Source organism: Williamsia sp. (assembly GCF_036566845.1).
In the GTDB taxonomy this organism is placed as follows: Bacteria; Actinomycetota; Actinomycetes; order Mycobacteriales; family Mycobacteriaceae; genus Williamsia.
The window spans coordinates 20028-32309 of the sequence record NZ_DATCVM010000199.1; the positions used below are offsets into that span (position 1 = coordinate 20028).

Genomic DNA, 12282 nt, shown 5'->3' on the forward strand with positions numbered 1-12282 from the left:
ATGGTTGACCAGCACAACGGTCGTCGCTCTCGGCGTGGGGCAAACGCCCCCACCCTGACCACGGAGATGATCGTCGAGGCCGCGATCCGCGTCGCCGACGACGAGGGTCTCAATGCCGTGACCATGCGACGGGTCGCCACCGAAGTCAATGCCGGCGCCATGACGCTGTACAGCTACTTCGCCAGCAAGGATCTTCTGCTCGACGCGATCTGCGATTCCATTCTCGGGGAATTCTGCCTTCCGAAGGTCGACGCGGACGCCCCCATCGATCAGGTGCTGCCCGCGGTGGCTCACGCATTTCTCCAATTGATCAGAGAGCACCCTGCCGCCGGTCGACTGTTGCTCGAGCGCGTCACCGACAGCCCACACGCACTCGAAGGCGGAATGGAACAGGTACTGGCCCGCTTCATCGCAGCCGGTCTCGATGGCCCGACAGCCGTACACGCATATGGGGTCATGATCATCTACACCCTGGGCTTCGCCCAGTATCAGAGCCCTCGCACGTGGAATCAGGATGCGGACGAGGACGTCCGCGCCGAGCGAGTCGCGTTCTACCGCACCCTCCCCCACGACAAGTTCGAGACGATCTCGTCGAACCCCGAGGCCATTGTTGCCCTGAGCGCGGACCATCAGTTCAGCATCGGCATAACGTTGTTCGCGAGCGCGCTCGCAGCAGGAACCTACTGAGCCGACATCTTCGCGACCGCCGTCGCCACCAGACCGGCCGCGGCATCGAGCTTCCACACGGTTCCCGGTAGCGGGTCGGCGATCTGATTCAGCTCGGCGTCGCACTGCTCACGCACCATGTCTGTCATGTCGGCGATCGTCGCCGGAGACACGCCCTGTAGGCAGTTCTCCACCCGGCTCAGACGCAGCGGCCGGGGCGAGATCGCTCCCAGCACGACGCGCCAGTCCTCGAGCGCGCCGGTCCGGCCCGGTACAGCCGAGACCGTTGCCGACACCATCGCGAAATCACCCGTGTACAGCGCCAACTTCTCGAAGACACCGACCCTGCCCACGGCAGCTGCCGGCACGATGACCGCTGTCAACACCTCACCGTCACCGATGCCGGTCTCTCCGGGGCCGACCAAGAAATCAGACATCGCCAGTTCCCTGGTCCGGTCGCCGCGAATCAACCGGACCCGGGCGTCGAGGGCGATGAACGCCGAGGCCAGATCGGATGGGGTGACCGCCTGACAGCGGTGCCCGCCGATGGCCGCATGGCCGAAACGGTGTTCGCCCATCACCGCATAGCAGGGGCTGGTCACACCGTTGCGCTTGTAGCACGGGAACCCGTTCCGAAAGAAGTGGCAACGCTTCTCCTGCAACAGGTTTCCGCCCACCGTGGCGGAATTGCGAATCTGCGGGGATGCGATTGTTGCGACCGCCTGCGCGAGCAGCGACAGCATCTCAGACTCACGTTCCACAACTGACAATGTGACGCCCGCACCGATTTCACACCGCCCGTCGTCCATGAATCTGATCCTGGTGAGTTCATCGACGCCGCCGACGCTCGCCAACACCAACGGCATCTGCGGACGGCGTCGATGAGCGACCATCGCATCGCTCGAACCGCCAACCGGGACGGCGCCGGACGCCACCTGACGCCGGAGTTCATCAAGTGTGTCGGGTCGGCGCACAATGCGCGACATCGCCTCTTCGGCCGTGTGATGACCGACACCCCGCCCGAGCCTGGTCCCCCAGGTATGCAACACATGGTGCAGACCCAACGGATAGAGGCCGCGCAGCATCGCGTTCCAGCGAAGCCCGACCCGCAGTCCCTTGTGGATGCGGCGCGACCGTCCCTGGCTCGCCGCCACCGCCGCGACCACCTTGTCAGGTGTGATCGGCAATTCGGTGATCCGGACGCCCAGGGCGTTCGCGACCGCGTTGGCAATCGCCGCCGCAGGTGGGACGATCGATATCTCCCCCACACTCTTGGCGCCGAATGGGCCCTTGGCATCTGGCGACCCCACCAGGAATGGGCGGATGGTGGGCACGTCTGCGTTGCGGGGCATCGCGTAGTTGACGTAAGCACTGTTGACGACCGTGCCGCCCTCCCGGAGCGTCTCTTCCCCTAGCGCTCCCCCGATTCCCATCACGGCACCCCCGATGATCTGCCCTTCGACCAAGGTCGGATTGATCGCGAATCCCACATCGTGGGCGGCGACATAGTCGACGATCTCGACCTTCCCGGTATAGGTGTCGACAAGTACTTCCACACCATGTGCGGCAAACGAATACGTGGGTGAGAGATTCGACGTGTTGCGATCGGGAAGGATCGGCTCGGTCCCTTCGAGCAAATACGTTGTCTCGTGGAACAATCCATCGGTTGCCGCCCCATCCGCATCCAGGGCGGCCGCGCCGATGGGTACACCGTTTCCGTCTGGGCCACTGATACGCCCTCGCGCCAACTCGAGTTCACCCGGGGGGACACCGAGAATCTTCGACGCACTGTCCCGGAGGAGTTCGACCACCTCCCGGGCGGCCTTTCCGACGCTCATCCCGGTCATGTGGGTGCCACGAGAAGACCACGCGCCCAGATCGAACGGCGTCTCTTCGCTGTCGATGGACAGAACTTCGACATTCTCGATGGCGACACCGAGGGTGTCCGCCGCGATCTGCGCCAAAATCGTCCGTTGTCCGGTTCCCGCATCGGCACCACCGAAGCGAACGCGTACCCGGCCATCGGCGAAGACGTCGATGGCAGCGTCACTTCTGTTGGCGTTGGGATAGGCGTAGGCGCCACTGCCGTGTGATCCGGCCGCAACACCCAGCCCTCTGCGCCACCGGCCCCGCTGCGTGCCAGTCGGGTGCCTGCGATCGTCCCACGTCAACTCACGCCGAACGGTTTCGAGGCATTCTCGAAGTGCAACGGTGCTCAGTTGGTAGCCGGCCAGGGTGGTGGTTCCCGCCTCGGGCAGGTTGCGGAGCCTGATCTCGATAGGGTCGATGTCCAGTTTGTCGGCGATCTCGTCGACCTGCGCCTCACTGGCCAGTGACACCTGCGGCGTTCCGTACCCTCGAAACGACCCGCCGGGCTGGGTCGCGGTGTCGACCAACCTCGCGTCGAAACGCACACCGGCCATGGGGTAGAGCGACCCGAGGGTGATGACCCCGACCCGCATCACCGATGGGCCGGTGTGGTTGTACGAGCCGTTGTCCGTGAGGATCTGGGCATCGCAGTACTGCAACACGCCGTCGGCGTCCGCGCCGGTGGTGATCGTGGTTTCGAAGCGGTGCCGAACCTTGTTCGAGGCGAACTCTTCCTCGCGGGTCTGAGCCAGGAGCACCGGCCTGAGCGCTTTCCGGCTCAGCGCCGCTGCCAGTGTCTCGTGCTCGGAGATCTTCGACTTCGAGCCGAATCCGCCACCGACAGCAACTTCCCGGCAAATCACGTCGTCCTGGTCGATCCCGAGGACGTGCGCCACTTCTTTGGTGATGAACCAGGGCGCCTGCGTCGACGTCCACAACTCCACCCGACTCCGGTCCTCGTCCCACTGCGCCAGGGTGATATTCGGCTCCATCACGGCATGGGACAGGCTCGGGTAGACAAACGAACCGGCGACGATGACCGTCGAGCGCTTACGTCCCGCTTCCGGATCACCCCAGTCTCCGGCGAAACGGACGGCAACATTGCGTTCACCAGAGGACCTGTCGTGCAACCCGAATGCTCCTGGGGCCAGAGCCTGCTGCGGCGTCACCGGCGCCTTGAGCACCTTGTAGCGGACGGCGATCGCGGCGCACGCCGCCAGGGCCTGCTCGTAGGTGTCGGCCGCCACCGCCGCGATCTCCTGGCCCACATGCCTGACGATTCCGTCGGCCAGGGGTGGTCGATCATCCAGCGGAGCACCGCGATGCAGATACCGGACACCCGGCCGGAAGTCGGCGCTCGTGATGACTGCCCCAACACCAGGCATTCGTTCGGCAAATGCGGTCTCGATCGCAACGATCCTGGCCAACGGATGCGGAGATCGCAGTACCGCGGCAAAGAGGTGATCGGTCCGGGGCAGATCCGCGACGTAGTCCACGGCACCTCGACTCCGCGCATCCCAATCGATGGGCCGAACACTTGATCCGATGTACGTCATGGCCGACTTGCCTCTCCGCCGGCACCCCGGGCGACAGCACAGACCGCACTTACGATCCCCGCGTATCCGGTGCAACGACATATGTTGCCGGACAATGAATCCCGCACCCTTTCCACCATCTCATCGGGATCGCCGTCGCGTCCCTCACGGAGCAGGGCGGTCGCATGGACAACATGTCCAGGAGTGCAGAAGCCGCACTGAAATGCTCCACGCTCGGCGAACTCCTCCCTGAGTTCACGGGACTCCCCGACGAGCCCCTCCGACGTCTCGACCGGCCCGTCCACCAACGGGACAGGAGTCACACAGGACATCGTCGGACGTCCACCGACCAGCACCGTGCACGCTCCACACTCCCCTCTTTCGCAGGCGAGTTTGATGGACGTGAGGCCGTGATCACGCAGAGCGCGCGCCAAAGACGCGTTCTCCGGAACCTCGATGGTCTCCGCGTTGACCTCTATCCGAGCGGTCCCCGGCGGTACCGGTGCTGGCGCTGAACGATGCGACCACCTTGAGAACACAGATGCCCTTTCGCATTCGAGACCTCGACACAGGGTCTCGGACGATGGATCGTACTTTGTACGATCACAGTACCGGCATCCCCCGACTGGTGCGGGTCACCGGCGCACCGCGGCCCAAATTTTGCACAAACGTCACAATGGGACGGACCGATCACCCCGCCTGATCATCGACGACAGGCTCCCGTAGGGCCGCTGCCCACCCTGTGTGACTTTCGCGAGCATTCCATGTGATGGTGAGCATCGTCGAAATGCTGAAGAGGTTCACTGGGATTGACTCTGCACGTTCGAATATTGTCCGTCCGCCAACTCCACCCAGCCGGCCGAAACAGATCCCACCCGACAGAGCCCAGCCCAAGGCCGAACCACTGATTCAGATCCACGCTCCCAGCCCAGGCTAACGGCCGGACGCCCTGACGATCTGGTTCCACGCGACCGACGCCCGCAGCATGTCCATGTAGCCGTCGATGTCCTCGATCGCCGCTTGCGACGCGTGCACGCTGATCGCCACGTTGTCGCCGATGCCGTGCACACCGTGCGTCACGCTCATCACCGGCGACAGCGCCGGATAGCCGGCGGTGAAGACCACCGGCCGGTCTCCGAACCGCAGGTCCGCCACACCCCGGTTCACACTCGACACGACGGTGTTGCCGCTCACCGAAGCCGGTACGACGGCCGGGTCGAATTGGGAGACGCCCCACCGCAACAAGGGCGCCGGGATCGCCGCAAATGCTTCGTCCGACGCCCGTAGGGCCGGGTGGCTGTTCCGGAGTTGCCGCTCCCCCAACGCCCCCGCGATCTGCCTGGTCCGGACCTCCAGTGCCGCGGTCCCCGAATACAGGCCGATTCCGACATTGCGGAAATGGTTACGCCCCATCGGTTTTCCGAACTTCTCCATCGACACCTCGGCGCCGAGTGTGTCGGGGTCCTCGCCGGTCGACCGCAGATGATCGGACAGTGCGAGCGAGATCGCGGTGAGCGCACTGATCGTCACCGTCGGCCCGGGGAAGTCGTCGCGCCGGAACACCAGGGTGCGGACCGCCCGCTCGCCTTCGGGACGACTGTTGGTGGACAGCAGCGGCCTGCCCTGGGACGGCGGCGGCACTGCGCCGCAGGCCACGTCGTCGACGAGTTGCCGATGAGTGCGAGTGGCCTCCACGGCCCGCCACCCCAACGAGCCGATCTGTTTGGGAAACCGGATGGCTGCCAGGGCGACCGCCTGCACCACCGAGTACGGAGTCTGTGCCTGGGCGGTCACCGGGTCTCCCGGCGGTTGCGGGGCAAAGATCGCACGGGCCAGAGCGGACGACCGGATGCCGTCGGCGAGTGCATGAGACACCTGCAGGACCGCCACGGTGGCCACCGGCCCGCAGTTCGGCACGCCTTCGACGGCCTGCACCAGGTGCAACCGCCACGTGGACCCACGCGGATCGAGCTGATCTTCGGCGAGAGCAGCCACGGTGCGCAGGCAATCGGGCCAGTCGGTGGCCGCGTCGCCGTGCACCACAACCTGTTCGCGGTCGACCCCGCCGCGGACCCAGTAGGGGTAGTCCAGAGCACAGTCGACGTCAGCGATCCGCAGACCCAGATCGGCCACGGCCCGGGCCCGATCGAGGACGTCGTCAATGGCGTCATCCAACTGTTCCGGCGCACCGTCGAAGGCATAGAGGAGGAACTGGTCGTTGGGGATCTTGTCCGACATCCAGTACATCTGGGCGTCGACCGGTGCCATTCGCTCCATGTGGTGAACCTACCGAAGCAATCCACGTCGAGCACCGGATTCCCGGCGCCGCTGAGGTCACGGATCGGCGCGATGTCCGGAATCGTGGGATATGTGTCCTGGACGACAGGCGGCGAGTGGCAGATGCTGACTTGGTGACCAAAACAGTCGTCGTACTCGCATATGGAGGTGTTCAAGCGCTGGACCTGGTCGGACCGGCTGAAGTGTTCGACACCGCCACGCTCCTGCTTCCAGAGGGCGACGGTTACGAGGTCGTCGTGGCGTCACCGACCGGAGAACCACTGCGGGCGAGCGGTTCGCTCACCTTCCACACGTGTCCGCTGCCCGAACCAGGACCCCACATCGACACGCTGATCATCCCGGGCGGCGTCGGCGCGATCGACTCCAGCGCGCGGCCTGACTGCGTGACATGGCTGGCCGACGAGGGCTTCCGGTCGACTCGCATCGCCACAGTCTGCACAGGGGCGTTTCTCGCGGCCGAAGCCGGTCTGCTCGACGGACTGCCCGCGACCACACACTGGGCACTGGCCGACGAACTCCAGCGCCGATATCCGGCTGTCGAGGTCGATCCGTCCGCGATCTTCCGTCGCAGTTCCAAGAGAGTCTGGACCTCGGCCGGAGTCAGCTCGGGAATCGACCTGGCACTGGCCCTCCTCGAGGACGACCACGATCAGAACGTCGCGCAGTCGGTGGCCCAATGGCTGGTGATCTATCGCCGCAGGTCCGGATTCCAATCCCAGTTCGCACCGCCGGTGTGGACGCCACGGGCCCGATCGACACCTGTCCGCGCCGCACAGGAGTACATCGAGGCAGATCCCTCACAGCCGTGCGGCATACCCGATCTCGCCGATCGGGCCGGGATGAGTGAGCGGCACTTCACCCGGCTGTTCACCGCGGAAGTGGGGACACCGCCGGGCCGCTACGTCGAGAAGGTCCGAGTTGACCTGGCCCGGGCGCACCTTGAAACATCGGGCGACACAAATGCTTTCATCGCACTTCGGTGCGGCTTCCGCTCCGCCGAAGTGATGCGTCGCGCCTTCCTGCGCAGCCTGGGGATACCCCCCGACACCTACCGGCAATCGTTTGCCCAGACCGATCCCGGCCTCGGGATCACAGTCCCTGAAACCACCTGACCCGAACTCGGAGTGTTCACATGACCCAGGTAGCGATCGTTCTGTACCCAGGCTTCACCGCCCTCGATGTGATCGGCCCGTACGAGGTTCTCAGATTCCTCCCGGACGCCGAGGTCCGATTCGTCTGGCACGAGACCGGTCCCATAACCGCCGACTCCGGTGTCGCGATACTCGGGGCGACGCACACCCTGTCCGAGACCCCGTACCCCGACATCGTTGTGGTACCCGGCGGCAGCTCGTCCGTCGGGATTCACGCCCGGGACCAGCTGCTGCTGGCCTGGCTCGGCCGGGTGCATGAGACCACAATATGGACGTCGTCGGTCTGTGCTGGATCCGTCATCCTTGCCGCGTCCGGCATCTTGACCGGTCAGCGTGCCACCAGCCATTGGCAGGCGCTGCCCTCGCTGCGCTTGTTCGGCGTGACACCCGTCGGTGATGAGCGAATCGTGTTCTCCGGCCGCGTGGTCACGAGCGCGGGAGTGTCTGCGGGGATCGACCTCGCCTTGTCGATCGCAGGGAAGGTCGGCGGGACAACCCGGGCCGAGGCGATTCAGTTGGCGATCGAGTACGATCCGCAACCGCCTTGTGACGCCGGACATTTCAGCAAGGCATCTACATCGGCGAAGGCCCTGGCCCTCGTCCTGCTCGCGAAGGAGAGCGCCAACCCGGCCCACCTGTCTGCCATCACCAGGCTCGCCTGGACGCAGAGCCTCGCCAAGGTCCGCAACCGCTAGGCCGGCTCCCGACAATCCGCGACTCAATCCGCGGACTCGCCGATCCCCGCGTCGCGGGCCCTGGCGACCGCTTCTGCCCTGGTCCGGGCCCGCATCTTGGACAGGATCTCACTCACCCGGTTACGGACCGTCTTCTCCGACAGGAACAGTCGTCTCGCGATGGCGGCGTTGTCCAGACCTCGTGCCATCAGATCGAGTACCTCGGACTCCCGGCCGGTGAGTTCGGGAAAGGCTCGTGGTTCCGAAGACCGCTGTCCGTGCGCGGCGAAGAATCCGACCACCTGTTCGGCCACCCGGGGCCCGAAGACCGCATCTCCCCTGGCAACTGCGGCGATGGTGCGTTGCACGTCGTCGGCTTCGGCCTCTTTGAGCAGGTAGCCGCGGGCTCCGGCGCGCAATGCGGCAAACACCGAGTCCGGGTCCTCGCTCATGGTCAGCACGATCACCGAGACATCGGGATACCGCTCGGCGACCCGGGCCGTCGCCGCCAGCCCGCCGATACCCGGCATCCGCAGGTCCATGAGCACAACCTGCGGACGCAACTCGTCTATCGCGACCAGCGCGCCTTCGCCATCGGACGCTTCGCCGACCACCTCGACGTCGTCCATCGCGGTCAGGACCGCCAGCATCCCGGCGCGGAACAGTGCGTGATCGTCGACAACCAGGACGGTGGTCACAGGTGGGCAGCCTCTCCTTGCGCCGGAACGGGTTTCATCGGGAGTATCAGTCTGACCACGGTCCCGCCGCCGGCTGCGCCCAGGTGTTCGACCCGGCCTCCGACCTCCGCCGCCCGTTGTCGCATGCTGGTCAGTCCGACCCCCGGTGTGGGGCGCGGCGGCATTCCGCGACCGTTGTCACTGACCCGCAATTCGAGGTGTACCTCGTCTCGTTCGACGTCGATCCGCACCCGCGACGCGGCACTGTGCCGGACGACGTTGGTGACCGCTTCGGCCGCGATCACATAGGTGGCGACCTCGGCCGCGGCGGGTAGGTCGAACAGGTCGTCGCATTGCACCACACCGTCGATCGAACCCAGCCCGTCCACCAGTTGTTGCAGGGCCTGGGCCAGGCCGAGCTGATCCAGGACGGGCGGACGCAGTCCGTGCGACACCGCCCGCACCTGCCCCACCGCATCCCGGACGCGATTGCGAATTGTCTTGGCCTGCTCGGCATCCGCGTCGTCGCCGCCCTTGCGCAACGATGCCGCCAGCGCATCCATCTGCAGCGCGATGCCTGCCAGCGCCGGTCCGACACCGTCGTGCAGGTCGTTGCGAAGGCGACGCCGCTCCTCTTCCCTGGCGGCAACGATCCGGGCCCGACTGTTCTCGGTCTCGGTGACCAGGGAGGCGGCGTAGGCCATCATCGCGGCATGGGCCGCGGATTGTTCGAGCAGTTGCCGTTCGTCTCCGGTGAACTCCTCGCCGGCTCGCCGCGGCGCCACCTCGAGCTGGCCCACCCTGCGTCCCAACGCAACTGCCTCGATGACGATCACCCGATCGGGCCGCAGCCCCTCCCCGACCCGGACCACACCCTCGAATGCCACGTACGGCAAACGCAATTCGGTCTGCAGCGCGAGAATCAGATCGGACAGGGCGCCGCGGGGTTCCGACGCCAACGACACCGCTGCCGAGATCTTCGGAGCCAGGGTCCTCGCGCCCCGCAGCTGTGGAAACCACCAGTCGTCGATGAGGCGTTGCAGACCGGCCCGGACCACAAACGCACCGAGAACACAGACAACCACCAGCGCGACTCCGGCCCGCGACCCGGCGAGCTCCGGATCGATCTGCCACAGCAGCAGCCCGCCGCCCGCGGCGACCAATCCGACAACAACAACCAAGACGATGGAACGACTGAGCGCAAACTCGGCGTCCCGCAATCGATATCGCATCACCGCCGCGACCACCGCCAGCGGCGGGGCCAGCAACGCGGCCACGAATGCGGTGTTGCCGACGTCCGATTCACCGACGAGGAGTGCCACCAGCAGACCACTGGCCAGCACTATCCCACCGACCATGAACCACTGCAGCTGCGCCCGCTGCACCCCGACCGAGTGTCGGGTACGCCGGATGGTCGCGATCACTGCGAGTGGTGTGGCCACACCCAGGCAGAGAAATGAGCAGACGAGCGTCACGTAATTGAGCGGGAACAGCGCGTCGATCTGGATCGGATTCTCCACCGCCGCATCGACATCGGCACGGCCCGGCACCAGCATCCGGGCACACATGGCCGCGGTCGCCAGGGCGATCACCGTCTTTCCGAGAATCCGCTCGAGCCGTGACGCGAAGTGTCCGTCCGGAAATATCAACGGCAACAACGGCACAACGAAGAAGTAGACAACAAAGCCGAACATCGAGACCCAGTCGGCGAGGCCCGCCAGCGGCAGGGGTGACACCTTTTTGTCCCACACGCTGTACTGGCCCAGAAGCAGGTACACACTGATCAGTCCGGTGGCGACGAGCAGCCAGCCACACCGGTTTCGCGGTTGGTGCCACAACACCGCGACCCCCGCCATCGGCCACACCGATCCGAGCACCACGTCGGTGACGAATACCGACTCCACGTCGACCCGCAGGGTCAGTTGGTGATGCAGCAGCAATGCCCCCACCGCGGAGGCGATCGCGGTGAGTGCACAACCCACCGCGAGTCGTCGCAGGACGGGATCGCCCAATCGGTCGGCGACATCACCAAGCCGGTCACCGGCGGCGCGGACGGGAGCGATCACCCGACCATCGTGGCACGCCCGATACGTCGAAGTCGCTGCTCGGACGAAGATTCCCGGCGATCAGGGGCAGGAGTCCCTGTTGCCCGGGATCCGTCCCGCCGCACAGTTCCTGCCATGTCAACCGACGGCAGCAACCACCCCCGACCACAGGAGAACCGCGATGACCACACCGATCAGCCAGGTCACGGAGACCTCGACCGAACCGACAACGTCGAAGAGCCGCTGGCCCTGGGTGGGCGTGGCTGCCGGAATCGGGGCCTTGGCCGGCACTCTGGCCTTCGACATCCATCCCGAATGGGACGAGAACAAGGCCTACAACGCGGACATTGTCGACGACATCAGTAGCGGCAAGGCCCACGGCTCGATCATCGCCGGATACCTGACCGTTGCTCTGCTGCTGGTCCTCGCCGCGGCCTGGCGCCGCCATGTCGAGCCGCGCACCCCGAGCAGCACCGCCGCCCGAGTGGTCCCTCTCGCCTTCACCGCATCGGCCGGCGCACTCTCACTCGGCTATGGCTGGAAGGGCGCGATGGGGTTGTACAACGGCGGCAACGAGGACGGCACCTTCGACAAGGACGGACTCTATGTCCTGTTCGTGCTCAATGACTTCGGCTCGTTCATCGGTTACCTCGGTGTGACCGTCGCAGCCGGGGCGATCGCCTGGATGGCGTTGCGCGAGCGACTGATCTCCCGCTGGATCGGCGTGGTCAGCATCCTGGCATTGCTGCCGGTCATCGCCACCGTGGCGGCGTTCGCCCTGCCCGGATTCCCGGGAGTCGTGGGTGGCGCATGGATGGTGGCCGCCTTCGCCGGACTGGCATTGGGCAAGAGCACCATTACCCGATAGACCTGCGAACCGACGATCGGAGGGGGGTGAAGATCGCCGATCCGATCCGGGTGTAGCGTGACGCGCGCCACAATGGTGAAGCAGTCTCCTACCCATCTGGATCATCGTCGGCGCCGTGTTCGCCGGGTGCGTCCAGGACTATCTGGTGTTGTCGATCTCCATCAGACGGCGGGGTCGCAGCCTCGGTCAGATGGCCCGCGACGAACTCGGTGACGTCGGCGGATTCTCGGCGCTGATCGCGGTGTTCGCGGTGTTCGCGGTGTTCGCGGTGTTCGCGATCATGATCATCTTGATCGCGGTGCTGGCGCTGGTGGTTGTCAACGCGCCGGCCGAAAGTCCCTGGGGTGTCTTCTCTCTCGCGATGACCATCCCGATCGCGCTGTTCATGGGCTTCTACCTGCGCACGCTGCGGCCGGGCCGGGTCATCGAGACCAGCCTCATCGGCGTCGGGCTCCTGCTGCTGGCCATCATCGGCGGCGGCTGGGTCCAGGACTCCAGC

Annotated in this window: 9 protein-coding genes and 1 pseudogene; 5 read left to right on the forward strand and 5 right to left on the reverse strand. The window is 65.7% G+C overall.

Annotation, left to right across the window (positions count from 1 at the left end; genetic code table 11):
• Positions 1-687: a TetR/AcrR family transcriptional regulator gene (locus tag VIQ49_RS19240; protein WP_331887592.1), complete on the forward strand. Its 687-nt coding sequence runs from the start codon at positions 1-3 to the stop codon at positions 685-687.
• Here the strand turns inward: VIQ49_RS19240 and VIQ49_RS19245 are convergent.
• The 3 genes from VIQ49_RS19245 to VIQ49_RS19250 form a co-directional block, all read right to left on the reverse strand.
• On the reverse strand, positions 681-4031 hold the full coding sequence (locus tag VIQ49_RS19245; protein WP_331887594.1) for a molybdopterin cofactor-binding domain-containing protein: 3351 nt from the start codon (positions 4029-4031) through the stop codon (positions 681-683). The two genes, VIQ49_RS19240 and VIQ49_RS19245, sit on opposite strands and share 7 nt — an antisense overlap.
• Before the next feature lie 56 nt (positions 4032-4087).
• Positions 4088-4609, reverse strand: a complete 522-nt coding sequence (locus VIQ49_RS28995) for a (2Fe-2S)-binding protein (protein WP_414731667.1) — start codon at positions 4607-4609, stop codon at positions 4088-4090.
• Positions 4610-5003: 394 nt separating this feature from the next.
• Positions 5004-6347: a wax ester/triacylglycerol synthase domain-containing protein gene (locus VIQ49_RS19250; RefSeq protein ID WP_331887596.1), complete on the reverse strand. Its 1344-nt coding sequence runs from the start codon at positions 6345-6347 to the stop codon at positions 5004-5006.
• Positions 6348-6481: 134 nt separating this feature from the next.
• Here VIQ49_RS19250 and VIQ49_RS19255 point away from each other — a divergent pair, with 134 nt between their 5' ends.
• Entirely contained in the window at positions 6482-7480 is a 999-nt protein-coding gene (locus VIQ49_RS19255) for a GlxA family transcriptional regulator (protein ID WP_331887598.1), read from the forward strand.
• Positions 7481-7500: 20 nt separating this feature from the next.
• On the forward strand, positions 7501-8214 hold the full coding sequence (locus VIQ49_RS19260) for a DJ-1/PfpI family protein (RefSeq protein ID WP_331887600.1): 714 nt from the start codon (positions 7501-7503) through the stop codon (positions 8212-8214).
• 23 nt (positions 8215-8237) lie between these two features.
• On the opposite strand, the gene VIQ49_RS19265 is transcribed toward VIQ49_RS19260, so the two are convergent.
• Positions 8238-8891, reverse strand: coding sequence for a response regulator transcription factor (locus tag VIQ49_RS19265; RefSeq protein WP_331887602.1), 654 nt, complete (start codon positions 8889-8891; stop codon positions 8238-8240).
• The gene (locus VIQ49_RS19270) at positions 8888-10936 is read right to left on the reverse strand and encodes a sensor histidine kinase (RefSeq protein ID WP_331887604.1); all 2049 of its coding nucleotides are present in this window, start codon (positions 10934-10936) and stop codon (positions 8888-8890) included. Before VIQ49_RS19270 ends, VIQ49_RS19265 begins: the two co-directional genes overlap by 4 nt.
• A gap of 160 nt (positions 10937-11096) precedes the next feature.
• On the opposite strand from VIQ49_RS19270, the gene VIQ49_RS19275 reads away from it, so the two are divergent.
• Together VIQ49_RS19275 and VIQ49_RS19280 are read left to right on the forward strand one after the other, a co-directional pair.
• A complete protein-coding gene (locus VIQ49_RS19275) occupies positions 11097-11783 on the forward strand; it encodes a hypothetical protein (protein WP_331887606.1) in 687 nt (228 codons plus the stop codon).
• Positions 11784-11877: 94 nt separating this feature from the next.
• A pseudogene (locus VIQ49_RS19280) lies at positions 11878-12282 on the forward strand (carbon starvation CstA family protein); the annotation flags it as partial.

What these genes read in the sequence shown, in the direction of transcription:
- VIQ49_RS19240 (WP_331887592.1), top strand. Translation starts at nt 1, where the DNA reads ATGGTTGACCAGCACAACGGTCGTCGCTCTCGGCGTGGGGCAAACGCC.
- VIQ49_RS19250 (WP_331887596.1), bottom strand. Translation starts at nt 6,347, where the DNA reads ATGGAGCGAATGGCACCGGTCGACGCCCAGATGTACTGGATGTCGGAC.
- VIQ49_RS19260 (WP_331887600.1), top strand. Translation starts at nt 7,501, where the DNA reads ATGACCCAGGTAGCGATCGTTCTGTACCCAGGCTTCACCGCCCTCGAT.
- VIQ49_RS19275 (WP_331887606.1), top strand. Translation starts at nt 11,097, where the DNA reads ATGACCACACCGATCAGCCAGGTCACGGAGACCTCGACCGAACCGACA.